Genomic DNA, 22,738 nt, shown 5'->3' with positions numbered 1-22,738 from the left:
GCGATAATATAATCGGCATGCGGATTTTCGCAATTCATGATTGCGTGTGACGGCGTGGAAAAAATTCATATTTAAAAACATATGGATAAAAGAAAAACACACGCGGGATGCGTGCTTTTCTCCAAACTGGCACGCGTCTTGAAATGTATCTGGCACGAACCAATCAAGAGGTGCTGTCATGGTCAACAAGGCAATCTTCAAAACCTACCTCGGGAAACTGCTTCCGGGAACGGACACAAAAAATCATGAAGCCGCCCCGGCCTATCAGCTGACGCCGCGCGAAGCGCTGGCGCAGTATGCCGTCACAGGCACGTTCAACGGCACCTTCTATGCGGAGGGGGCTGAGCAGCTCGAAGCGGTAAAGTCGCTTGCCCTTCAGGTCGAGCCGGAGTTCCTCGCCAGGGTGGCGGTCTACGCAGCTGAAAAGGGTCACATGAAGGATATGCCGGTGACGTTGCTCGCCATGCTCTCCAGCCTTCAGAGCGATGCCTTCGCCCGTGCATTCCCGCGGGTGATTAAGAGTGGCAAGATGCTGCGCGGCTTCGTGCAGGTCATGCGCTCTGGCGCCACGGGTCGCAAGTCGCTCGGCACACGTCCGAAGAAGGCGGTGCAGGCGTGGCTCGAACGGGCCAGCACCGAGCAGATCCTGCGTGCGATGGTCGGAAACGATCCTTCGCTCGCCGACGTCATCCGCATGGTGCATCCGAAGCCGGCTACAGAGGAGCGCAAGGCGCTTTATGCCTGGGCGATCGGCAAGCCGCACGACTACGCGGCACTGCCTGAGCTCGTCAAGGCATTGGAAGCGTTCCGACGTGACCAGACGGTGCCAGTACCGGACGTCCCGTTCCAGATGCTGACCTCGCTGCCGCTGACGCGGGAGCATTGGGTCGAGATCGCCCGCAAGGGCGGTTGGCAGATGGTGCGGCAGAACCTCAACACCTTTGCACGCAATGGCGTGTTCGAGGTCGAGGGGTTTGCCGAGGCGCTGGCGGCGCGGCTTGCCGATCCGGAGGAAATCCGCAAGGCAAAGGTCTTCCCCTATCAGTTGATGATGGCGTGGAAGATGGTCGATGGCCAGGTTCCGGATGTCGTTCGGGATGCGCTTCAGGACGCGATGGATATCGCCATAGCCAACGTGCCGTCCCTGATGAGCAATGTTGTGCTCTGCCCCGACGTGTCGGGTTCCATGGGTTCGCCCGTGACCGGTTACCGGAAGGGCGCAACGTCCTCGGTTCGTTGCATCGATGTTGCCGGTCTGATGACCGCGGCGTTCCTGCAGCGCAACCCGAAGGCGCGGGTGCTGCCGTTCGAGAATGACGTGGTGCACGTCAGCCTCAACAAGCGGGATTCGGTGATGACCAATGCCGGTAAGCTGGCGAAAATCGGCGGCGGTGGAACCAACTGCTCCGCGCCGCTGAAGAGGCTGGCAAACGAGAAGGCCAAAGTCGATCTCGTGGTGTTCATCTCGGACAATGAGTCCTGGGTGGATGCGCGCGGGAGCGGCCAGCCGACGGCGGTGATGACGGAATGGGCAAGGATCAAGCGGGTCAACCCGGCTGCGAAGCTGGTCTGCCTCGACATCCAGCCCCATGCCACGACACAGGCGCCGACGCGGGAAGATGTGCTCAACATCGGTGGCTTCTCGGATGCCGTCTATGGGGTGATCACGGCTTTCGCGGCCAATAGCAAAGGAGCGGATGGCTGGGTGAACGCCATCGAGGCGATCGAGCTCTGACGGGCTCATAGGAAGCAATCCCCTCGCGCCGCCGTGAACGGCGCGTGGAACCGTGACGAATGCCGGATGAAACTACAGGCTGTTTACCCTCCAGGTCGCGGGTTCGAATCCCGTCGGGTCCTCCAGTTTATGGACCCGTAGCTCAGCGGATAGAGCAGGATGTTTCACCACACCTCGTCGTCACGGACGAATGGAATGACATGGCGAATGCATGGGGAACTACATCTGTGTCGCGAGTTCGATTCTCGCCAGGGCCTGGTCCTGTAGCTCAGTTGGTAGAGCAAGCTGTTTCCCGGACACTTGTCGCCATGGCTGAAATGAACGGCGAATGCAAAAGGAACTACATTGACGCGGCAGGTTCGAACCCTGCGAGGGATTAAACGTCCCCTTGGTAGCGGGAGTTTCTTAAACACTTGTCGCCGTAGCCAAATGCAGCGGCGAATGCCGGACGGAACTACAGCCGCCAACGTTGGATGGTCTGGCAGGTTCGACTCCTCCGGGCATACGCTCTCTGGCACGAGCGGGGCCATCCAGTTTCGTCCACCCTCGTCGCCGCTGCATTGCATGCACTATCCCTGTTCCACAGGGACGGAATAACTCGGCGAATGCCGGCAGGACTACAGGTAGAGCGGCCCATCGGATTTCCGGCGGGCAGGTCGGATGTTCGATCCATCCCGCGCTTCCGAAAGGGGCACGTAGCTCAGTAAACTGTCCTGCCAAATCTCGTCGCCGGGACGATGATAAGGCCCTGGGCGAATGCTGCCGGTGACTACAGGGGCCGCATAGCGCCATGACCATGGAATGCGTGCGGTGAGATAGATCTCCGGCAATGCTCGTCGCTCAGGCGGTGTGAAGAGAAGCAACTGAACAAGAAGGACTGCAGACGCAGAAAAGACAATGATAGCGGTAATGAGCGGACAGGATTTGATCGATGCCGGCATGAGCCAGGGGAAGTGGTTTCGCCCGGCTCTCGACGCGGCCAATGCGGTTTTGAGCAAGGGTGGCTCGGTGGCGGATGCCCTGGAGGCGGCAAGGGCCTTCCAGCCGGGGCCGACGCTTGCCTTGAGGGCCGATAACGATATCGAGATCTATTCCAACATCCGTGCCGAGAACGCCTTCGAACAAGACAATGTCGAGAAGGTCAATGCGACGATGCGCGCGCTGGTGCGCACACCCGTTGTTCGGGCCGCAGCGATCATGCCGGACGCTTGCCCGGCTGGTCCTGTGGGAACGATCCCGGTCGGCGGCGTGGTGGCGTCCGAAGCGATCCATCCCGGCATGCACTCGGCCGATATCTGCTGCTCTATGGCGATCTCGATCCTTCCTGGCGTGGATCCGAAGTCGCTTCTGGATGCTGTGCATGCCGTGACGCATTTCGGTCCCGGCGGTCGTCCGCGCGGCGCACAGCTGAAGCCTTCCGTGGCGACGCTTTCGGCCTTCGAGCAGAACCCTTATCTGCGCGACGGTGCGCTGAGCGCTGGCATCGAGCATTTCGCGACCCAGGGCGACGGCAATCATTTCGCCTATGTCGGGACGATGAAGTCGACCGGCGAAACCGCCCTTGTGACCCATCATGGATCGCGGGCGCCGGGGGCGCGGCTCTATGACAAGGGTATGAAGGTCGCCAACCAGTTTCGGGAACGCATCTCGCCTGAGACGCATAGGGAAAATGCCTGGATTCCGGCAGATACCGAGGAAGGTGACGCCTACTGGTCGGCGCTGCAGACGATCCGCCAGTGGACCAGGGAAAACCACTATGTCCTTCACGACATGGCGGCGGAAAAACTCTCGGCCAAGGTCGCAGATCGCTTTTGGAACGAGCATAATTTCGTCTTCCGGAAGTCTGACGGGCTGTTCTACCACGGAAAGGGTGCGACCCCTGCCTTCGACAACTGGGCGCATGACGCGACCGATTTGACCATCATTCCGCTCAACATGGCGGAGCCGATCCTGATCGTTCGTGGCTCGAACGCTGCCCATGGCCTCGGCTTCTCGCCGCATGGCGCTGGCCGCAACTTTTCGCGCAGCGCGCATATGAGGCAGCTGTCTGCGGAGTATGGAGCGGATTCGCGAGGTCTGAGCCCGAACAACATCGCGGCTATTCTGGAGAAGGAAATAAGCGGTCTCGACGCGCGGTTCTTCTCTGGTTTCGCCGATGTGTCGGAACTGCCGAGTGCCTACAAGAGCGCTGCGAACGTGCGGGCACAGATCGAGCACTACGGTCTCGCCGAAGTGGTCGACGAGGTGATCCCCTACGGGAGCATCATGGCAGGCGACTGGCAGAAGAGCGCGCCCTGGCGCAAGAAGCGCCAGTAAACACCGGGGAAGGCAACTAGGCTTGCCTTCCCTCGAATGCACCATGCGGGGCAGATAGTCCCAGCTAGCGTTCGCCAACAGGTTTCAAGCGGTTGCCTGCACGCCGGTTTCCGCCTTCATCCACTCCGCGCGCTCGGCGCCTTGCAGTTCTTCCATCGCATCGGTGGCGAAGCTCGGGACGACGCCCGTCCAGAGCAGTGCGCCATCGGAATTGGAATGGCCGTCGCCTTCCAGCTTGTAAATGCTTTCGACGATATACTGGCCGTCATTGTTCAGGCCCTTGATCTCGGAAATCTCGATCACACGGCGCCGGCCGGTGCGCTTGAAGCGGGCGATCTGCACGACGACGTCGACCGCCGAGGCGATCTGGGCGCGCAGCGGCCGGAGCGGCATGTCGATATCGGACATCAGCGCCAGCGTCTCCAGCCGGTGCAGGGCATCGTAGGGCGTGTTCGCATGCACCGTCGAAAGGCTGCCGCTGTGGCCTGAGGTCATCGCCTGGATCATGTCGAGCGCCTCGCCGCCGCGGCACTCACCGACGATGATCCGGTCGGGCCGCATGCGCAGCGACGAACGGAACAGGTCGCGGATGCTGGCGCCGCCGCGGCCGAAACGGTCGGGTTTCGTCACTTCGAGATAGACCACGTGTTCCTTGCGGATTTGCAGTTCCGACGTGTCTTCGATGACGATGATGCGCTCGTGGTCGGCAAAGGCTTCCGACAGTGCGTTCAGCATCGTGGTCTTGCCGGTGCCGGTGCCGCCGGAGATGATGACATTCTTCTGCAGCCCGACGGCCGCCTGCAGCAGCGACAGAGACTCCTCGGTCAAGCTGCCCTGGGTGACGAGATCGCGGATGCTCCGATGTTCCTTCAGAAAGCGGCGAATGGAGATGCAGAGCCCGGTGCGGGCGGCGGGCGGCTGGATCATCTGCACGCGTGAGCCATCCGGCAGACGGGCCTCGATGCTCGGCTCTTCAGGCGTCAGGCGTTTGCCTGAGAATTGCGCGATGCTGCGCGCGGCCGATTCCAGATCCTCCCGGCTGGCGAAACGCGTATCGGCGCGTTCGAGCTTGCCGCGTCTTTCGACGAAAATGTCGGATGTGCCGTTGATCAGGATTTCGGAAACGCTCGGATCTTCGAGGAGAAAACGGATCGGTCCGAGCAGCTTGTCCAGCGCCCGGGTCAGGATCTGGAAAGTTGCCTGTTCGGCAGCGTCGTCGGAAACGGCCTTCATCAGAGCGGCATCCCGACAAGGACGGAGCTCATGCCGAACAGCGTCACCATCATCTGAACCGCGGTCGGAAAGAACATCATCAGTGGAATGAGGACCAGTGCAAGTATCAAGATGCTGCTCATCGTTTCCATCGTTTTCTCTCCGGATCGACTGGCGGGACTATAGCCACGATTTCAGGAAAGCTTAATCCAGATCGCCAAACAACGCCATGGCCGCGTCCCGCGCGGACGGCCATTCTGACCGCAATGCGCCGTTTCTTCTATCGCTTTGAAAGAATTGACCAATTATGGAGCAGTAGACGAGGACTCGGAAGGTCGTCCAAAACGTCGTCTTTGCAGGTAAAACTGCAGACGATTCAGGCGTTTAGTTGAAAAAATCCGGCGTCAACTCGGTTTTGTCAACCGATGCCTCCAAGACAATTGGAACCCTTCGTTTCGTTTGCTTGACGGAGGGCTGGCCTTGGGCGCACTCTTGGGTCTTAATGGTGTTGCTCAACAAACGTTGGCCGCCGGGGAAGTTAAGCTGAAGCAGAAAATATCATTGGAACGAGCAACGTGCTCGTTCGGAGCGATAGCGCATGCTTGGTTCATCTTCACCAGGGATTTGATCCGAAACAAACCTGAGAACGAGGAGTACTCACATGTTCGGCAAACTCAAGACTCTCGCAATTGCACTTCACAAGGACGAGCGTGGCGACATGGCCCAGATCGTTCTTGCCGTCGCCCTGATCGTCATTCCGCTGATGCTGCTTCTGCTCGCATTCGGCAAACAGATCGGCGAATGGTTCAACGAAAAGAACACGGCCCTCTCGGATGCTGAGAGAATTCCTGAGCCGGGCCAATAAGTGGGCCGGGATCATGGATACCACCTATGATCTGACCCTGATGCCTGCAGCGGCGGCTCTTGCCGTCGCCTGCACCATGACCGCGGCGGTGCTCGATCACCGCCATGGTCACATCCCGAACGCCGTGACCTATCCCTGCTTGCTTGCCGGCTTCATGCTGGCGGCCGTCGGCGGCGGTCTGGCAGGGATCGGCCTTGCCTTTGCCGGCCTGCTTGCGGCCGGCATGATCTTCTTCGTCGCCTTCGCAGCCGGAAGCTGTGGCGGCGGCGATGTCAAGCTGATGGCGGCGCTCGGCGCCATTCTCGGCCTCTGGCCCGCCATCGACGTCACCCTCGCATCGCTGATGGTCGGCGGCGTGATCGCCGTTTTCTCCATGGCGCGGCGTGTTCAGTGGGGCGTGCTGTTGCGGACGGTCGGACTGTTCGCGTTGCTCCTGCCCGCAGGTTTCCGCGATGCCGCTTCGGTGCTGAAGCCGCGCGAAACACATCATACCGTCCGCTTCGGCGTTGCCGCTGCTCTCGGTCTTCTCTGGTGCCTTTTCATGCCTGGTTTCACCCCTCTTTCACTCGTGAGGTAACGGCAATGCGCCCCGAACTCGAACGCCCCACTTTCGACGGTGCCTTCTGGAGTTCGATCCTGCACTCCCGCACCTTCTGGATTCCGCAGGACCACGGCGCGCTTTTCGGCACCTTTGTGATCGCCTTGGTGCTCTTTGCCTCGATGCTGCTGCTGCCGCGGCTTTCCGCCCGCCGGCGCCGGATATCGGAGCTGCACGGCGATGTCTCCGGCAGCACGACGATGATGGATTTCGTGCTCGTCACGCCGGTCTTCGTCTTCTTCATGTTCGTGGTCTTCCAGTTTGCGATCCTGGCGAAAAACCACCTCTTCACCCATTATGCCGCCTATGCGGCGGCCCGCAGCGCCCGCGTTTATTTCTGCCCGGCCCTGCCGATCACCATCCGGAGCATAATCGACGTCAAGACCTGCGATGACGATGCTGCCGCCGGCAAGGCCGATCTTGCCGCCCGCCTGGCGCTGATCCCAGCCGCGCCCTACGACCAGCTGAAATGTATCGGCGCCTGCCAGCCGCCGGAAGATGCGCTGAAGAACCTTGCCGATGCCTCGGGCCTTTCGAAGAACTGGCGCGCGATGCGCAACCAGGCCCGTTACATGTTCGATCCGCAGAACGTCACCGTCACCGTCGACCGCGCGCCGATGGCGCTCTATGCCGCCATCAACCGCTCGCCCCACGTGCCTGTGACCGCCAAGGTGGAAGCGCGTTTCCTGCTGCTTGAATATGCCGGCTGGGTCTTTGCCCGCGGCCAGAGGAAGGACGGGCGCTACTACACGATCTCAACGGCGGAGGTGAACCTGCTATGACACCGACGTTCATCAAGCGCCTGCACCGCGATCAACGCGGCTTCCTGTCGCCGATCATCCTCTACATGACGATCGCTCTCGCGCTGATGATCGTCTGGATCCTGAACACCGGGCAGATGATCTATGACAAGCAGCGCACGCAGGATACCGCCGACGCCGCCGCGCTCGTCCATGCCGATTGGGAAGCGCGCTATCTCAACATCATGGCGATGAACAACGTCGCCTCCTCGCAGGCAACCGTCGTCATGGCAACGTCCGTCGCCTACCAGCTCACGACGGCGGAACTGGCCCTGCGCTCGGGTGTCATTCTGGCGAAACTTGCCGAATATTCCTTCACGGAAGGCTTCGGGCCGGCATCCTTGCTGCCGCCGCTTCCGCCGATGCCCTATTGCCCCGGCTGGCAAAAGGTCCCGATCGTCGGCGGCATTATCTACGGCGCTTGCCTGGCGTTTCAGGGGTTCCGGGCGACTGAAGCCACCAAAGCGATTGCATATACGGTGGCGGCGCAAGTCAAATACGATCCCTGGGGTCTCATCAACAAATCCAGTGACATCATCGATGCGATGAACGACCTGAACGATTACCTCGTGGAAAGCTTCCCGCAGCGCGTCGGCAACGAGGCTCTGCATCTGGTACGCCTCAACAAATCTGACCATGTCGTGTTTCATCCGCCGTGCGAAAACTGCGGCCAGGCTGGAGAAGGTGCCGGCGGCAACCTGCCGGTGGACCGTGATGGCGTCAATCCAGCCGCTGCCTATACCGAAATGTGCCTCGCCATGTCCTATGGCACCCAGGGGCAGGATCCGCTCCTCATGCGCGGCGAGTTCGCCAATCGCGGCTTCCCCAACGGCAAGGGTCCGCTGACGGCGGGTGGTGTCGACGGCAGCCACATTCGCGATTGGGTCAATCACGAGAGCGGCATCGACGATCAGCTGGTGGAGTTCTACATCTTCTATGAAGCCTTCGGCCCGGCCTATCTGAGCAAGGTCCCGTTCAAGGCGATTGTCGAGCAATATGCCGGCGATCTCAGCTGGTGGCAGGAACTGGCGCTCGATGCCAGCTTCTGGATCGCCGACAAGGTCTTCGGTGTCGGCTTCGGCATCACCAATCCCTTCCAACTGCCGATCGACGTGCCGCCGCGCTATTCCGACTCGCAGACGAAGGACAAGAACGACTTCACCCGCAAGTTCGACATGATCTGGAACCAGGTCTGCGGCCCGGCAGGTGGCGCGATCTCCGTGGCTGGTGCGAGCCTGCCTGTCGTCTCCTTCCCGAAGCCTTACTGGCTGAAGGGACGCGCGCCCTTCAACTTCACGCCCTTTGGCGGCGACCAGCTCACCGACTACCAGACGCTGGCGATCGTTTCACGCGCGCCCCGCGCCAGGCTTCAAGTCCGGATCTTCAAGGACAAGACGCCATCCGCCTATGCCTTGGCGCAGAGCTGGGTGCACAATTATACGGCCTTCGACCTCTACACGCAGGACTGGCTGGCATCGCTAGCGCCCGCCACGCTCGCCGACGACATCGGTGAGGTCTCGAACACTATCAAGCAGAGCCCGGCCGCCGACAGGTATACCGGCCTGACGCGCGTCTTCGACAAGGGAGGAGCCAATGCCTGGGCTGCCGTCAACACCCACTGAGCACACGGGCGGCGGCCTCTTGATGAGGCTGCATCGCGACAGGCGCGGTCTCGCCTCGATCGAATTCGTGCTCGCCGCTCCGATCATCCTGCTGATCGTGATTTTCGTCATTCACGCGAACAGGATTTCAACCAAGAAGGTGGGAACCATGCTTGCCATGCGCAACGCCGCCTTCGCCGAGGCGAATGGGCTGAACTGCACCTCCGACTTCTCGAACGTCTTCCCGATCCCGGCGTTGCCGGCACTGCCAGGAGGGGACGCGATGAACTGCTCGCGCACGCCGTCGCATGAAGGCGATGGTGACCCCCAGCGCACCTTTGTCTGGGACGACGTGCAGAATACCATCAAGAGCGACGGTCGCGATTTCGGCGATATCGTCGGCGACCTCGCCAATGAAAAGCCGCAGCTCGTCACCGCGACGGCCGACCGCATCTACAAGTTCAGGGATTCCGACGATCTCGATACGATCAGAAGCATCCGCTGGAAGGATGCGTTCACGGTGGACGACTCGACGCTCTTTGCCTCCCACAACAACGATACCACGCGCCGTGGCTACGATCCGACGCTGCGCCGGGAAATCCGCGACGTGGCCAGCGATTCCGGCGATCTCTTCGACGGCGTTTTTCCGGGAGCGAAATAAGATGAGACAGGGCGCGCGCATTTCCTTCCGCCTCGCTAGCCATCTCATCGGCTTGATTTTGGTTGTCTGGTTCGCAGCCGCGATCATCACCACGCCGAGCCGCGCGGAAGTCTACAAGGATCTTAGGGCGACGCTGAATTCGATGCTGGCCGGTATCCTCGGTGCGCCGGAACGCTCGCCGCGTGACCTCGTCATCAATGGTCAGCCGCTGGAGTTTACACCATACCAGAGCGATCGCAGCATCTCCGATATCACCGACGAATGGCTGCGCATGCTGGCTGCCAACACCCGACCTGCCCTGCCGAAAAGCAACGATAAGGAAGAACTGACCGCCGTCATCGCCGCCAATATGCTGATCGTCCCGAAGACGAGCCGCATCCGCTACGATCTCGCCGTGGTCGTGCGTTTCTTCGACGGGGACGGCGAGGCCGCGCTTGAGTATCTCCGCCGGCAGGACCCGGCGAACCCTTCGGCACGGGCGCCCATCCCCGGCGTGTCGATCCTGATCCGCCGTCCCGCCGATGCGCCGATGACCGAGGTGCTGATGACCCGTTTCGACGACGTCGCCGCGACGCTGCCGGCCTTTGCGGCCCCCGCCGATGTCAGCAAGCTGCCACCGTCGCTGCGTCCGCCGGCCGGTGTCGAGGTGCTGAGCGATATCGGCGACCACGACAAGGGCCATATGTCGCGCACGGTCGTCTCCAAAGGCACGCTGTCTGCTTCCCGGTGGTCCGATGCGCGCGCCGATCTTCTTGCCCGCGACGGCTTCACCATCGAGACCCCACCAGCACAACGCGGCGGGGTCACCGCCCTCTATGGCCGGCGCGGCAGCGTCGAGGCGAATGTTCTCTACACCAGCAGCAAAAGCGACGGCAGGACCGTCGAGGTCATTCAAATCAGGCAACCCTTCTTCGAAGGAACAACACCATGAACTGGAAGCTCATCGCGGCTGTCATCGTCGGGCTCATCACGGGCGTTCTGCTGTACTTCTGGACGGAGAGCGTCAAGAACGAGCAGGTGGCCTATGCCTTCATGCGCCTCCAGCCAGACCGGAAGGTCACGAGAGGCCAAGCGATTACGCCTGACATGCTCGCCGAACCGGTCATGCTGCCGGAAAGCTTCGGGCCGCTGGCCAAGCTCGCGGTTCCCGCCGCCAGCGCCTACAGGGAGTGGCTGAAGGACAGGACGGCGGCGGCCGACATTCCGGCCGGCTCGGTGCTGCTCTTCCAGTATTTCGACGATACCGACGGCGGACGCCTGACGACGATGATCGCACCCGGCAAGCGCGCACTTACCCTTCCCGTCAACGCGACCGCGGCCGTTGGCCACTTCGTCGAGCCCGGCAGCTATGTCGATATCCTCGGCACTGTGGACGAACCGGTCGAGCCCGTGGCGCCGGCCGCCGCGACCCAGCCGGGAGCTCCCGGCCAGGCGCCCGCCGTTCCGGGCCAGCCTGCCGCGACCGCGCAGCCGGCGGCTCCGGCGCAGCCGTCGTCGCCGGTCGAGCAGATGCTGAAGAACTATCTCACCCAATATCCCGGCGCCGACGAGAATGACGTCAACGCCTACCGCAAGCAGGCGCAGGACTATAAACTCGGCATCAGCTCACGCACCCGCGTCGTCACCCGCACCTTCCTGCAGAACGTCAAGGTTCTGGCCGTTGGCGCGGCGACGACTGCCGAAGGCGCCGTCACCAAGGCCAATAGCACTTACAACAACGTGACTGTCGAGGTGACGCCGTCGGAAGCCGAAATGCTGATCTTCGCCCTTGGTCAGTCGAACGGCAGCCTCAACCTCGTGCTGCGCAATCCGACAGATAACAGTGTCGAGGAACTGCCGAGCATCAACTGGACGCGCATGTGACCGTCGCGGGGGAGTGAGCCATGCTGTTGAAGATTTCCTATGAGGACGGCAGCGGCCGGGAAGTGATCCCGCTTTCGGCGAATGAGACCTATTTCGTCGGCGAAAGCAGCACGTTGACGCTGCCGGCTGGCGCCGGCGTCGTGCGTCTGCGCGGCAGCCATGTCTCCTCGCCGCAATTCGTGCTGCGGAAGTCGGGACAAGGCTGGTCGGTGCAGCATCACGGCCGCAACCCGACGCGCGTCGACGACCAGCCGCTTCGGGCCGGCACGCCGGTTGCGGTATCGGCCGGCATGTCGATCTGGGTGCCGAACGTCACGATCGAGCTGGTGGAACCGGCGGCAGCCCCCGAAGTGGTCACGCAGTTTCCCGATCAGGAGCGGGTGCTCGCCTTGCAGATGGGAATCCACGAGCGCCTGCTGAAGGACACGCAATATGACCGGCTGGTGAAGTCCTCCGATTTCGGCCGCGAGGAGACGCGAACCCGTATCCGCGAGCGTCTCGACATGTTCATCAAGGAGGCGCTTGATGCAGCACCCCAGGATCTCGTCATCCTCGTCATCAAGAACGCCGTCTATCGATGGCTGGCAAAACGCATCGCCCGCACCGGGCGGCGGGACGCCTCGTCGAATACCGCAAGCCTCGCGCGCGAGGACCAGGACAATCGCCGCCTCTTCGATGTCGGCAAGGCTTTGATTTCAGCCTTGCAACTCAAGTTGAACTTCGAATCCACCCGCTCGGATTTCGCCCAGCTCGACACCCGTTTCAGTGCCGCCTTCCAGGCCAGGCAGGCCCTTTTCAACGCCGGCGACCGCTACGAGATCGCCCATATGCACCTGCGCTCCAATATCGAGGAGCTGATGTATCGCTGGGGTACGATTTCCGAGCTGATGGATCTCGACGTCATCTCGGAAATCATGGTGACGCGCTATGATGAGATCTACGTCGAAAAATTCGGCCTGCTGGAACGCTATCCCTTCGCCTTCGCCAATGAGCGGCAGCTGATGAAGGTGATCGAGCGCATCGCCGTCGATTCCAACCGCTCGATCAACGAGAGCGAGGCGATGGCCGACTTCCGCATGCCGGATGGTTCGCGCGTCAACGCCGTCATTCCGCCGCTTGCGGTTAAGGGCGCCTGCCTCACCATCCGCAAATTCGGCGGTAAGTCGCGGCTCGATATCAGCAAGCTGGTGACTGCCGGCGCACTCAGCGAGCCGATGCGCGCCTTCCTCGAAGCCGCCGTCCGCGCCCGCAAGAACATCGTCGTCTCAGGCGGCACCGGCTCCGGCAAAACGACGCTGCTGAACAGCCTGTCGCAGTTCATCCCTGTGGGCGAACGCGTCGTCGCTGTCGAAGACACGTCCGAACTCCAGCTCGACGGCATTCATGTCGTCTACCTGCAATCGCGGCCGAAGACGGCGGAGTCCGAAACCAGCGTCACCATCCGCGACCTCGTGCGCAACGCGTTGCGCATGCGCCCTGACCGCATCATCGTCGGTGAGTGCCGCGGCGCCGAGGCGATCGACATGCTGCAGGCGATGAACACAGGCCATGCCGGTTCGATGACGACGGCGCATGCCAATACGCCGCAGGACATGATGACCCGCCTGGAGGTGATGGTGCTGCAGGGCCAGAGCTCGCTGCCGGTCATGGCGATCCGCCAGCAGATCGTTGCTGCCGTCGAGCTCGTCGTGCAGCTGAACCGCCTGGCGAACGGCCGGCGTGCCGTCACCGAGATATCGGAGGTGATCGGCATCGACCCCGACACCGGCCTCATCATCGTCGAGCCGATCTTCAATCTCGTCGGCCGCGCCGGCGGGCAGGCCGTGCATGCCTTCACCGGTTACCTGCCGAGCTTCGTCGCCGAACTCGTCGAGTTCAACGACGACGGCGAAATCGAAAAACTTGACATGTTCGTCTGAGGGGAAAACCATGAATATCAGCATTCTGCAGATTTTTGCGGTTGCCCTCGGCGCAATAACGGCGGGGCTGCTGGTCTGGGGCGCGCCGGTGCGCTGGCCGGCGCCGCTGCTGCGCGCGACCGAGCGCGACATCGCACTCGCCAGCGAGGCGGCACAGGTCTTTGGGCGCGACGCCGTTCCGCCCTATACGATGATCCTCGCCTACATCATCACGGCGGTCGTCGTTTTCACAGTGGTCTCGCTGATCTTCGGGCCGATCTTCGGCATCGTCGTCGCGATCCCGGTCGCCTTCTTCCTGCCCAAGGGCGTGATCCGTTATTTCCTGCAGCGCCGCTGGCTGCAGATCGAATCGCAGCTTCCCTATGCCGTCGATCAGATCGTCTCGGCGGTGCGCACCGGCAAGCCGCTCGCCATCGCCGTCAATGCGGTCGCCGATACCGGCCAGATGCCGGCCTCGCGCGAATTCGAGCGCATCGCCCGCGAACAGAAGCTCGGCATCGGTCTGGTTGAGGCGCTCGACCGCCACGGCCGCAACGTGCCGAGCCTGCATTTCAAGATGGTCGATGCGGCACTTGGCCTCTTTGCCCGCCAGGGCGGCGATATCTCGGAACCGCTGACGGAAATGTCGAAATCCTTCAAGGAAATCTGGAAGCTCGATCAGAAGATCACGACCTCCTCGTCGCAGGCGCGCATGAACTTCCGCGTCGTCAATGGTGGCGCACTCTTCATGATCCTGATGATCTTCTTCGGCCAGCCTGAGCTGATCGACAAGGTGTTCGGCAACGCGATCGGCATCGTCATCGCCATCGTCGGCGCCATTCTCTATGCCACAGGCTTCTTCTGGATGCGCGCGATGATGAAGGTGTCGGTATGATGTCGCATATACCTCTTGGCCCGATCGTCATCGTCCTTGCCGGCATCACGGCGGCGCTCTTCGTCTGGTGGATCGGCGATCTGCTCGGCAGCATCCAGGTCGTGCGCCGGTCCCATGGCGGCGACGGTCCGCCGCCGAATATCGTCGACAGCATCGGCATGCGCACGCCGGTCGAATTCGTGCTGAAGCATTTCGAGCCGCTTCTGGCCGATTACGGCGCGCAGCTCGAGCAGAAGCTGATCTATGGCGGCCGGCCCTTCGGCGGCGTGACCGGGCGGGAATATATCGCGCTTCTCGTCGTTCTGAGCCTGTTCGGCTTCGTTGTTCTCGGCTTGCTGTTCGGCATCGCCAGCGGCAGCGTGATCGGCGGGCTGGTGGCAGGCCTGATACTCGGCCTTGTCCCCGCCATCTATTTCTGGGTCGTCGCCGACGACAAGGCGCAGGATCGCAAGGAGCGCATCTCGCGCGAATTTCCTTACTTTCTCGATCTCGTCGTCATGACGCAGCAGGCGCAGGCCACCCTGCCGGAAAGCCTGAGGCTTTATGCCGAGGCAGCACCCGGCACCGTCATGAGCGAGGAGATCGAACAGACGCTGAAGGATGTGGCGCTCGGCACCGGCATGATCGAGGCGCTGCAACGGCTGGAGCGCCGCATGACCGCTGAGGAGGTCGTGCGCGTCATCCGCGCCGTCATCCAGGGCGAAGTCGAGGGCAGCAACCGCGTGGAACTGCTGCGCGAACATGCGCGCGACCTGCGCTTCCGCCGCTGGGAGAAGGCCGACAGGGCCAGTGAAAAGCTGAAAGCCAAGATCGTCATGCCGGCGATGATGATCGTCGTATCGATCCTTCTTCTGGTCCTGGCGCCGGCAATTGTCGAGATGATGTCGAGTGGGATGTTCTGATCATGGCCTTTTCCTTCTTTCGCGGAAACAAACCAAGCCTTTTGCAGACCGGTCCCGGCGGCCAGAGCCGCAGCCATGTGCTCGACCGGCCCGAAATGTCGATCGGGCGGGCGGCAAATGCCGATATCGTCGTCGACGATCCCTTCCTGGCGCCGATCCATGCGCGCATCGAAAAGCAGAGCGACGGCGGCTTCATCATCCGCCGCATGGGGCTGAACCCGATCGTGCTGCGCGGCGAAGCACTGTTGCAGACGGCCTCACTGAAGGCGGGCGATAGCTTCCGCCTCGGCAAGGACGTCGAATTCCAGTTCGTCGTCAAGGCAGCCGCCAAGGAGGCGCCGAAGAAGGAGGCTTCCAAGACCACTGACGACAAGCCGAAGAAGTCGCTGCTCAAGCAGCCTGCCTTCCTCGCCGGCATGGGCGTGGCATACCTCGCCATCGTCGGCATCATCGGCTACGTGATCCTCTCCGGTGGTAGCAGCTCCGACAGCGGTCCGACGGCGGAGCGCATCAATGCGGAAGCCGCCCGCATCCCGACATGCATCAAGAACGCCAGGCACATGCGCCAGGTTTCGGAAGCGAGCTTCAACGGCGCCGTCGGCGGCCGTGTCGGCAGGGATGGCGAGGCAACCTATGCCGCTCTTTCTTTGTCGGCCGAACCCTCTGACGACGCGGCGCTGGCAAAGGCCGCCGAGCCCATCATCGAGGCCTACAAGCGCACGGCGCTCGCAGCCCTCGCCTCGGAAAATCGCGGCAACAATACGCTGGCGCAGAGCCTCTACCAGCAGACCTACGATCTCGTTCCCGACGTCAACTGCTCGGCGGCGCGTTTCGCCCTGCAGCGGCGAGCCGCCACGAAACCGCCGGCGCGGCGCTAGTTGACCGCCTGCCTAGCCGCCGCGGGATCAGACCGGAGGTGGGGGCGAGTTCCAAACCGTACAGCGATGTCGGTCTCCACCGAGCGCGTTAACCAAACCGTTCCACCAGGAAATCTATCATCGTCCGCAACATGGCTGTCGGCCGCCGGTTCGGCGCATAGATGAGGTGCATCGGTACAGGTTTGTAAGACCATTCCGGCAGCACCTGCTCAAGCCGTCCGTCGGCGATATCGGCGGCGAGCAGCAGTTCCGGCTGAAGTACAATTCCGGCGCCGCTGAGTGCTGCCATGCGGAGCGCCGCCCCCTGGTTTGTCGAGAATTTTCCGGAAATCAACACATCACGCATTTCGCCACCCTGTCCGACCAGGTGCCAGCGATCCTGCATGCGCCAATAGGAGTGGCCGAGGCAGAGATGGTTCGTCAGAGCCTCCGGCGAGGCAGGCCGGCCATGGCGGGCAAGATAGTCCTGCGAGGCAGCGAGAATGCGCCGATAGGGTGTGAGCGCGCGGGCGACGAGGCTGCTGTCCGAGAGCGGGCCGATATGGATACCGAGCTCGAACCCCTCGCCGACCAGGTCATGGACATTGTTGTCGAGCGATAGCTCGATGCTGACGTCGGGATAGGCGTTCTGATAATCGATCAGCGCTGGCACCAGGACTTGCGTCCCGAAGCTGACGGGTGCCACCAGTCGAAGGCGGCCGCGGGGCGCTGACTGCAGTTCGCTCGCCGACGCTTCGGCCAGCGCCACTTCGGAAAGCGCGCGCTTGCAGCGCTCGTAATAGAGCTGGCCGACCTCTGTCAGCTGATGGCGTCGCGTCGTGCGATGGATCAGCTTCGCCCCGAGCCGGGTCTCGATCGTCTTGATGTGCTTGGCAACCATGGCCGGCGATACCTGCGCGATCTCTGCGGCCGCCGCGAAACTACCATTGTCGATGACCCTGACGAACATCGCCATGCCAGCCAGCTTGTCCATGATTACCTACCTGTAGGTTTCGAATGACGAAACCCACAGCTTATTTATCAACCTGAACATTTACAACATAGTCGTCATGCCCGCGCCAAGGCGACGGGCATTGCCAACGTGACCAAGGAGAAAACATGCCCATTCTTCACCTGCAGATGCATCCCGGCCGCACCGACGATCAGAAGCGCGCCTTCGCCCGCGAAGCGACCAGGGCCGCCGTCGAAACCCTGGCGTGCCCGCCGGAATCGCTGGAAATCCTGATAACAGAGATCGCCAAGGATTCCTGGGCGGTCGGCGGCAAGCTGAAATCCGAGGCTTGAGAGACGAGCCGCAGTGTCGAAGGCTCGAGCTGCGGGACGCCGTCATGGTATGGGTAGGGAGCCGGCACTCGGCTCCCGTGCTGGCCGGGCAGGCGGCCGGTTGACTTCACTGGCTGTATCACCCTGCGTGCAGGCCTGGGGGCAGCAAACTTCGCGCGGAATTTGCCTTTTCCTGTATCTGAGCCATGGCGGAGTTTGGCCCTAAACGGTCTTTAAACATACTCAGAACTGGCCGCGCTGAAGGTTCATCGCGCTAATTAGGCTCTTGCAAACCCACAGCGTCTTGATTTGTATGTAAGCAAGCGCCTCAAGGAGAACCTGAATGATCGACCATGGAACCCTACTGACCTATTGCGCAATCGTTCTCGGCTTCGTTTTCATTCCGGGGCCAGCTACGCTCCTGACGGTGGCGCGAGCTACGACTTCGGGAACCAGAGTTGGACTTGCCACCGGAGCGGGTATCACGGCGGGCGACATCATCCATACGGCGTTTGCCGTTGTCGGTATTTCTGCAATCATTGCCGCGTCAGCGACCCTGTTTACTGTGATCAAATTCGTCGGCGCAGGTTATCTGGTGTATCTGGGAACCAAAGCTATTCTGACAAAAGATGCATCTTTGCTTGGTCCGATCGAACGTCGGCTGACTGCCAGCCAAGCTTTCCAGCACGGGGTTCTGGCTGAGGTTCTAAATCCAAAAACCGCGCTGTTTTTTCTTGCGTTTCTTCCGCAATTCGTTCGCCCGGAGAATGGGGCCGTGTTCCTGCAATTGAGCATCCTGGGTGTACTTTTCGCGTTCATCGGGTTCCTGAGCACGATTGTTTTCGCGTGTAGCGCGGGAAGCCTCGGGCGCCTCCTGCGCCGTTACCCGGCAGTGGCGAAGTGGCAAGGTAAAGTCGTAGGGGGCATTTATTGCGCTCTGGGCGTCAGGCTGGCTCTCCAGCAGCGCTGAAGAATCGGATAGCCGTCCGCTATTGGTGCAAACCTGACGTCGAAAAGCGGATGGCCCCTGGAAATAGGCCTATGTTTGCATCATTGGGGGAAGGTCCGGCCGCCGTTCTCCAATTCCCTGCGGGACGAGCGATAGAGCAGCGATACCCGCCTCATCGGCCGCACGCAGGAGCGCTTCCCGGAATTGTTCCGGAGCGATTTTCCCGCTCAACGCGTCGACGCAGGCTTTCACGGCAGCCACATATTCCTCGCCGTCATCGCAAGGCCAATCGTTGATCAGGAGACGCGCCGCGTCGCCCAGCGTCCATACGATCTTGCGAGATGCCGGCCGCCCTCGCAAAGCAAATCCGACCGGCGTGAATGCTGATGATGTATTCCAGCACATTGTCCTCGACCCCTCAAGGCACGGGCACCGCAGTCCCCACGTTCAATATACGCGCGTATTCTGTAATTTGGAATTGAAAACTATCGAGGCGCACCGCTTGAGCGCGAGCTGTCGGATGAAGAATAGAGGGCGCTCTGGAACCTTATGTCGAGGCGCCCTGCGTTGCGTCGACAAGTTTGCGCTGATGGACGCAATACGGGTTAGCAACAGATTACCCGCGCCGATGTCAGCGCACACCGCTCCCCTATTCCGTCTCCACACTTCAGATCGCTCAGCGCAATTCGGCGGTGACGCGGAAGATGCCGCCGGCCGACGCATCGGAGCAGACGACGAAGGTCGAGCCTTCCTGCGCCATGAAGGCGACGTTGCCGCCGGCTTCGCAGGGGGTGGCGCTCCACTGCAGGATGATATCGCCGTTATCGGGCAATTTTTCCGTGGGGATCTTCGCCGCACTTGCCATCCATTCGGTCGCCGACGGCAGATGGACGGGCGCGTTCAACTGCTTCGACAGCCAGGCGGTATAGTTCTGCGCCACGGCAAGCGGCACGTCGTCGGCCGGTTGCTGCGGATTGTCGGCATAGGCTTGAGCCGCGGCGGGATCGGAATTGGCGGTGTAATATTCCGCCATCTCGGCACGGGTGACGGCCTTCGTCTGCATGCAGAAGGACTTGTCGATCTTTACTGCGCCATTGGCAACGCCGAGCATGCCGCCGAGCTCCTTCATCGAGGAGGTCATCAGTCGGACATTCTCCAGCGAATAGCTTCCCGCCGGGACGGTCTCGAAGGCGAGAGTTTGCGAAACCGGGCAGAAGCCGCGCGCTGACAGCGCCTCGAGATCGGCAAGGATCGGCTGGTAGGCTGCGACCGCGAGCTTGTAGGCCTCCGAGGTGTAGCGGCCGTCGGCCTCGCCGAGTTTCGGTTGGATTGCCGCAAGCGTCGGATCGGCGGCACCGGCGCGGGTCGTAATCGAGGCATAGAGATCGGCGACCTTTTGCTTCAGCGCCGTCGCCTCGCCCTTCGCCGCCATGACATTGGCGATCAGGGCATCGAACAACTTGGTTGCGTCGCCGTAACCCGTCATGGCCGCCGGCATTTGCCATTGCTCGGCCTTGGTTTTGGCATCGGCCATCAGGCCGTTCGCCTTGGTGAAGTCGGGGCTGTCGCCGGCGCCGACGCGATTGGCGGTATCGCGCTTCGCCGCCGCGTCCTTTTCGGCTGCGGACAGGGCGCTCAGAGCCTTGGAGAGATCGTCGTAAGCCGCCTTCGCAGCGTCATAGTTTTCGACCGCGCCATGCATCTGCTTGGCGGCGGCGCTATCGGCGGCAGCCTTCATCTTGGTTTCGGCGTCGGCAAAACTTGGCGCCTTGTCGCCGCCTGCGGCGGAAGCTGCGGCTTTCGCCTTCTCGGCGTTCTCCTTCGAGATGCCGATCAGCGCATTGCCGAGATTGATGGCGGCCGTCTGGAAACCAGGAAGGGCCTTTTCGTAGTCTTCATCCTTCAGCAGCGCATCGGCCGAGGTCAGCGCCGAGGCGCCGGTGTCATAGGAAAGCTTTGCCTGATCGCCGGAAGGACGCTCCGGCGCCTTGGCGGCGATCGCCTTCTCCCTGCGGCTTTCCGCCTCCTTCTTCCAGACGCCGACATCGGCGACGAGCTTCGGGTCCGGGGCAAGCAGCTTCGGAATGGTGACGACACCGACGCCGATGCAGATCAGCAGCAGCGCGGCGATCATGGAAATTTTGGCAAGCGTCCATTTCTTCGGTTTCGGCGGCTCCGCCTGTTGCTGCATGCCGCTGCGCGTATCCCACGACACCGGCTGAGCGCCTCTCGTCACCCGGTTGTATTCGTCCAGCGCATCAGCGCCCATGCGCGACCGTGCGGCCGGGTCGCGGCTCAGCATCCGTTCCACAAGGCTTGCAATACCTTCGGGAAAGCCGGGGATCAGAACATCCAGGCGGGGGAAGATATTGGAAGGATCGAGGTGGATGTTCTTCCAGCTTTGTTCGCGCTGGTGTTCGTCTTCCCAGACCATGACGCTGTCGAAGACGCTGGCATAGGTCTGCCGCGGCAGGAAGAGCTTGTAGGCGATCATGCCCATCGCATAGATATCGAGTGCCGCGGAAGCGGAGAAAGTGCCGCTCGCATAGATCTCCGGCGCGCCGAATTCCGGCACATAGGGCGGGATGATGTGCTCGCCGATCTTCGAGATCAGGTGCAGGTTGCCGATCCTGACCGAAAGGCCGGAATAATCCTCCGACACGTAGATGCACTGATCCGTTAGCGCATTGTGGGCGTAACCCGCGCCGTGCAGCGTCGCCAGCCCCTCAAGAATGTGGCGGCCGATCTCGACCGCGCGCTCGTAGGCCACCATTTCCGTTTCTTCGAGATATTGGTGCAGCGTTTTCGACGGCCGTTTCTCGACGATATAGAAATTGTCGTCTTCCGGGGACGGCGGGATGAGGTCCTCGATTTCGACGAAACGTCGCGCGGTCAGCGATTTCGCTTCGTTAACCGAGGTCCAGACCCGCTCGAAGCGGGCTTTATCAAGTTTCAGCGCGACATCGGGCGCGACGATGAAGACCGAACGATCCATCCGTTTGTCCTCGGCGGGATAGACGATGAACTCGTTCTCGTAGACCGGCTCGCCGATCGTGTAGCGGGCGATCAGATCACTTCTCATGCACTTATCCCCCTGCGATTACCGTATTCATGAAAACCGAATTCTATTCGCCCGCCAGAAGCGGATCCCCGACAAGGCCTGCGGCCAAGAGAAGGCCGGTCTTGGTATCCCGGAGCGCGAAGGCGAAGCGGGCATCGGCGGTCACGCGGACCAGTTTAGGATCGATGCTCCGCTCGGTGATGGCAGCCGTTGCCGCCGCCGCTTCCGTGCCGTTTTCATCGATCTTGATCATCGTCTTCTGCAGGACGCGCGACAAGCTGATGTTTTCCCGAGTGAAACCCGGAAAGGCCGCATCCTTGGCTTTTTCGGGCGCCAGCCCCATCGCGGTGAGCACCGGCATCAAATCACGCCCGTCGTTCAACGAAAAGCGGGGAAGGAAGATTTCGCCCTTGGCGGCTTCGAATTTCTCGCCCTGAAGCCAGGACGCAAGCGCCTTCAGGTCGGCGCCGCTGATGCCCTTGCCGGAGCGCGCCGCGATCACCACCATGCGGTAGGTCTCGCCGTTATAGGGGAGGTCGACGGCGACGAAATTGTCATCGAAGCGGAATTCCTGCTCGTCGGCGGCGAGATGCATCATCGGCACCGAGATCGTCGAACCATCGGGCCGCCGAAAAGGGGCGGCCGGACTTTCCTTCTCGAACGAGGTCTTCCAGCGCGCCTTGAAGGAGAGCGCGCCGAGGCTGACGAAGCCGCCGCCGGGCGGTGCGTCGAGGATTGCCGGAATGGCGCCTCTCGTGGCGTCCTTGACCCAGCCATTGATGTGCTCAACCGATTTCGGTCCGTCCAGATCCTCGATCGTGGGTTTGATGCGGTGGCCGGCGAGCATGGAGAGGGCATCGGGGGCAAGCACCAGCTTGTCGTCGAAGACGATCGCCACGCCGGTCGCCAGCGGCGCATCCGCTGTCGGCGGCTTTTCCGGCGTCATCTCGTCGAGCACCTTCTCCGGTCCCTTTGCCGCGCCGCCGAAGCCGAGGCCTTTGGCGATCGCCGCCTTGCCTTCGTCCGACGCGCCGAGGCTCGCGAGAGCCAGAGCAGCGGCAAGGCTTGCCGGCGAGACCATGATGTTTGCGGCCCTCTCGGTCGCCAGCGTGCGTTCGATGAGATCGACGGCGAGCCCCGCCTGCGCCGCAAGCATCGCCTTGCTGTCGCCGGCACGGGCCGGTGCAACCGCCATCAGGGAAGCGGCAAGGCCCGCCAGCAGAATGGATCTCGACATGGTT

The 22,738-nt window shown here is 61.8% G+C and carries 20 protein-coding genes, 1 tRNA gene and 1 pseudogene; 16 read left to right on the top strand and 6 right to left on the bottom strand.

Translation table 11 applies throughout. From position 1 onward, the window contains the following. Nucleotides 1-178: 178 nt before the first annotated feature. From EFD55_RS13240 to EFD55_RS13235, 3 genes are all read left to right on the top strand, one after another. Nucleotides 179-1,735 carry an RNA-binding protein gene (locus EFD55_RS13240; RefSeq protein WP_125845505.1) on the top strand — a complete coding sequence of 519 codons (1,557 nt, stop codon included), beginning with the start codon at nt 179-181 and terminating at the stop codon, nt 1,733-1,735. A gap of 131 nt (nt 1,736-1,866) precedes the next feature. After that, a tRNA-OTHER gene (locus EFD55_RS33160) sits at nt 1,867-1,992 on the top strand. 652 nt (nt 1,993-2,644) lie between these two features. Then, the gene (locus tag EFD55_RS13235) at nt 2,645-4,051 is read left to right on the top strand and encodes an RtcB family protein (protein WP_125845504.1); all 1,407 of its coding nucleotides are present in this window, start codon (nt 2,645-2,647) and stop codon (nt 4,049-4,051) included. A gap of 84 nt (nt 4,052-4,135) precedes the next feature. On the opposite strand, the gene EFD55_RS13230 is transcribed toward EFD55_RS13235, so the two are convergent. Next, on the bottom strand, nt 4,136-5,284 hold the full coding sequence (locus tag EFD55_RS13230; protein ID WP_245438468.1) for a TadA family conjugal transfer-associated ATPase: 1,149 nt from the start codon (nt 5,282-5,284) through the stop codon (nt 4,136-4,138). Continuing rightward, nucleotides 5,284-5,406 (bottom strand): hypothetical protein, encoded by a 123-nt coding sequence (locus tag EFD55_RS34380; RefSeq protein WP_281039983.1) that lies wholly within the window; start codon nt 5,404-5,406, stop codon nt 5,284-5,286. Before EFD55_RS34380 ends, EFD55_RS13230 begins: the two co-directional genes overlap by 1 nt. Nucleotides 5,407-5,924: 518 nt before the next feature. On the opposite strand from EFD55_RS34380, the gene EFD55_RS13220 reads away from it, so the two are divergent. The 11 genes from EFD55_RS13220 to EFD55_RS13170 are packed head-to-tail and all read left to right on the top strand — an operon-like array spanning nt 5,925 to nt 16,224. Next, nucleotides 5,925-6,128: a hypothetical protein gene (locus EFD55_RS13220; RefSeq protein WP_018246152.1), complete on the top strand. Its 204-nt coding sequence runs from the start codon at nt 5,925-5,927 to the stop codon at nt 6,126-6,128. Between the two features lie 13 nt (nt 6,129-6,141). Next, on the top strand, nt 6,142-6,705 hold the full coding sequence (locus EFD55_RS13215; protein ID WP_125845502.1) for an A24 family peptidase: 564 nt from the start codon (nt 6,142-6,144) through the stop codon (nt 6,703-6,705). A gap of 5 nt (nt 6,706-6,710) precedes the next feature. Further along, entirely contained in the window at nt 6,711-7,508 is a 798-nt protein-coding gene (locus EFD55_RS13210; protein WP_125845501.1) for a TadE/TadG family type IV pilus assembly protein, read from the top strand. Beyond that, nucleotides 7,505-9,148, top strand: a complete 1,644-nt coding sequence (locus EFD55_RS13205) for a TadE/TadG family type IV pilus assembly protein (protein WP_125845500.1) — start codon at nt 7,505-7,507, stop codon at nt 9,146-9,148. The genes EFD55_RS13210 and EFD55_RS13205 overlap by 4 nt, the downstream gene beginning before the upstream one ends. Beyond that, complete coding sequence (locus EFD55_RS13200; protein WP_125845499.1) at nt 9,120-9,788, top strand: pilus assembly protein; 669 nt, start codon at nt 9,120-9,122, stop codon at nt 9,786-9,788. Before EFD55_RS13205 ends, EFD55_RS13200 begins: the two co-directional genes overlap by 29 nt. 1 nt (nt 9,789) lies before the next feature. Further along, nucleotides 9,790-10,719: a hypothetical protein gene (locus tag EFD55_RS13195; protein WP_125845498.1), complete on the top strand. Its 930-nt coding sequence runs from the start codon at nt 9,790-9,792 to the stop codon at nt 10,717-10,719. Then, nucleotides 10,716-11,651: a Flp pilus assembly protein CpaB gene (cpaB, locus tag EFD55_RS13190; RefSeq protein ID WP_125845497.1), complete on the top strand. Its 936-nt coding sequence runs from the start codon at nt 10,716-10,718 to the stop codon at nt 11,649-11,651. Before EFD55_RS13195 ends, cpaB begins: the two co-directional genes overlap by 4 nt. Before the next feature lie 20 nt (nt 11,652-11,671). Continuing rightward, nucleotides 11,672-13,570, top strand: a complete 1,899-nt coding sequence (locus EFD55_RS13185; RefSeq protein ID WP_125845496.1) for a TadA family conjugal transfer-associated ATPase — start codon at nt 11,672-11,674, stop codon at nt 13,568-13,570. A gap of 10 nt (nt 13,571-13,580) precedes the next feature. Next, a complete protein-coding gene (locus EFD55_RS13180; protein WP_125845495.1) occupies nt 13,581-14,444 on the top strand; it encodes a type II secretion system F family protein in 864 nt (287 codons plus the stop codon). Beyond that, nucleotides 14,441-15,346 (top strand): type II secretion system F family protein, encoded by a 906-nt coding sequence (locus tag EFD55_RS13175; protein WP_125845494.1) that lies wholly within the window; start codon nt 14,441-14,443, stop codon nt 15,344-15,346. Before EFD55_RS13180 ends, EFD55_RS13175 begins: the two co-directional genes overlap by 4 nt. A gap of 2 nt (nt 15,347-15,348) precedes the next feature. Beyond that, a complete protein-coding gene (locus tag EFD55_RS13170) occupies nt 15,349-16,224 on the top strand; it encodes an FHA domain-containing protein (RefSeq protein WP_125845493.1) in 876 nt (291 codons plus the stop codon). Between the two features lie 88 nt (nt 16,225-16,312). On the opposite strand, the gene EFD55_RS13165 is transcribed toward EFD55_RS13170, so the two are convergent. Further along, on the bottom strand, nt 16,313-17,197 hold the full coding sequence (locus EFD55_RS13165; protein ID WP_125845492.1) for a LysR substrate-binding domain-containing protein: 885 nt from the start codon (nt 17,195-17,197) through the stop codon (nt 16,313-16,315). 122 nt (nt 17,198-17,319) lie between these two features. Between EFD55_RS13165 and EFD55_RS13160 the strand changes: the two are divergent. Next, nucleotides 17,320-17,508, top strand: a pseudogene (locus EFD55_RS13160) (4-oxalocrotonate tautomerase); the annotation flags it as partial. A 322-nt stretch (nt 17,509-17,830) separates the two neighbouring features. After that, entirely contained in the window at nt 17,831-18,457 is a 627-nt protein-coding gene (locus EFD55_RS13155; RefSeq protein WP_125845490.1) for a LysE family translocator, read from the top strand. Between the two features lie 69 nt (nt 18,458-18,526). Here EFD55_RS13155 and EFD55_RS13150 read toward each other — a convergent pair whose 3' ends face one another. From EFD55_RS13150 to EFD55_RS13140, 3 genes are all read right to left on the bottom strand, one after another. Beyond that, nucleotides 18,527-18,841, bottom strand: a complete 315-nt coding sequence (locus tag EFD55_RS13150) for a DUF982 domain-containing protein (protein WP_125845489.1) — start codon at nt 18,839-18,841, stop codon at nt 18,527-18,529. A gap of 271 nt (nt 18,842-19,112) precedes the next feature. Beyond that, nucleotides 19,113-21,518 carry a protein kinase domain-containing protein gene (locus EFD55_RS13145; RefSeq protein ID WP_125845488.1) on the bottom strand — a complete coding sequence of 802 codons (2,406 nt, stop codon included), beginning with the start codon at nt 21,516-21,518 and terminating at the stop codon, nt 19,113-19,115. Nucleotides 21,519-21,561: 43 nt separating this feature from the next. Next, entirely contained in the window at nt 21,562-22,734 is a 1,173-nt protein-coding gene (locus EFD55_RS13140; protein ID WP_125845487.1) for a serpin family protein, read from the bottom strand. Nucleotides 22,735-22,738: the final 4 nt, after the last annotated feature.

Source organism: Rhizobium pisi (genome assembly GCF_003938655.1).
Taxonomy (GTDB): domain Bacteria; phylum Pseudomonadota; class Alphaproteobacteria; order Rhizobiales; family Rhizobiaceae; genus Rhizobium; species Rhizobium pisi.
The sequence above is the reverse complement of the archived record's forward strand: the minus strand, read 5'-3'. Positions and strand labels throughout refer to the sequence as shown.

What these genes read in the sequence shown, in the direction of transcription:
- EFD55_RS13175 (WP_125845494.1), top strand. Translation starts at nt 14,441, where the DNA reads ATGATGTCGCATATACCTCTTGGCCCGATCGTCATCGTCCTTGCCGGC.
- EFD55_RS13215 (WP_125845502.1), top strand. Translation starts at nt 6,142, where the DNA reads ATGGATACCACCTATGATCTGACCCTGATGCCTGCAGCGGCGGCTCTT.
- EFD55_RS13200 (WP_125845499.1), top strand. Translation starts at nt 9,120, where the DNA reads ATGCCTGGGCTGCCGTCAACACCCACTGAGCACACGGGCGGCGGCCTC.
- EFD55_RS34380 (WP_281039983.1), bottom strand. Translation starts at nt 5,406, where the DNA reads ATGAGCAGCATCTTGATACTTGCACTGGTCCTCATTCCACTGATGATG.
- EFD55_RS13235 (WP_125845504.1), top strand. Translation starts at nt 2,645, where the DNA reads ATGAGCGGACAGGATTTGATCGATGCCGGCATGAGCCAGGGGAAGTGG.
- EFD55_RS13195 (WP_125845498.1), top strand. Translation starts at nt 9,790, where the DNA reads ATGAGACAGGGCGCGCGCATTTCCTTCCGCCTCGCTAGCCATCTCATC.
- EFD55_RS13205 (WP_125845500.1), top strand. Translation starts at nt 7,505, where the DNA reads ATGACACCGACGTTCATCAAGCGCCTGCACCGCGATCAACGCGGCTTC.
- EFD55_RS13220 (WP_018246152.1), top strand. Translation starts at nt 5,925, where the DNA reads ATGTTCGGCAAACTCAAGACTCTCGCAATTGCACTTCACAAGGACGAG.
- EFD55_RS13230 (WP_245438468.1), bottom strand. Translation starts at nt 5,284, where the DNA reads ATGAAGGCCGTTTCCGACGACGCTGCCGAACAGGCAACTTTCCAGATC.
- EFD55_RS13140 (WP_125845487.1), bottom strand. Translation starts at nt 22,734, where the DNA reads ATGTCGAGATCCATTCTGCTGGCGGGCCTTGCCGCTTCCCTGATGGCG.
- EFD55_RS13210 (WP_125845501.1), top strand. Translation starts at nt 6,711, where the DNA reads ATGCGCCCCGAACTCGAACGCCCCACTTTCGACGGTGCCTTCTGGAGT.
- EFD55_RS13145 (WP_125845488.1), bottom strand. Translation starts at nt 21,518, where the DNA reads ATGAGAAGTGATCTGATCGCCCGCTACACGATCGGCGAGCCGGTCTAC.
- EFD55_RS13185 (WP_125845496.1), top strand. Translation starts at nt 11,672, where the DNA reads ATGCTGTTGAAGATTTCCTATGAGGACGGCAGCGGCCGGGAAGTGATC.
- EFD55_RS13150 (WP_125845489.1), bottom strand. Translation starts at nt 18,841, where the DNA reads ATGTGCTGGAATACATCATCAGCATTCACGCCGGTCGGATTTGCTTTG.
- EFD55_RS13180 (WP_125845495.1), top strand. Translation starts at nt 13,581, where the DNA reads ATGAATATCAGCATTCTGCAGATTTTTGCGGTTGCCCTCGGCGCAATA.
- cpaB (WP_125845497.1), top strand. Translation starts at nt 10,716, where the DNA reads ATGAACTGGAAGCTCATCGCGGCTGTCATCGTCGGGCTCATCACGGGC.
- EFD55_RS13170 (WP_125845493.1), top strand. Translation starts at nt 15,349, where the DNA reads ATGGCCTTTTCCTTCTTTCGCGGAAACAAACCAAGCCTTTTGCAGACC.
- EFD55_RS13240 (WP_125845505.1), top strand. Translation starts at nt 179, where the DNA reads ATGGTCAACAAGGCAATCTTCAAAACCTACCTCGGGAAACTGCTTCCG.
- EFD55_RS13155 (WP_125845490.1), top strand. Translation starts at nt 17,831, where the DNA reads ATGATCGACCATGGAACCCTACTGACCTATTGCGCAATCGTTCTCGGC.
- EFD55_RS13165 (WP_125845492.1), bottom strand. Translation starts at nt 17,197, where the DNA reads ATGGACAAGCTGGCTGGCATGGCGATGTTCGTCAGGGTCATCGACAAT.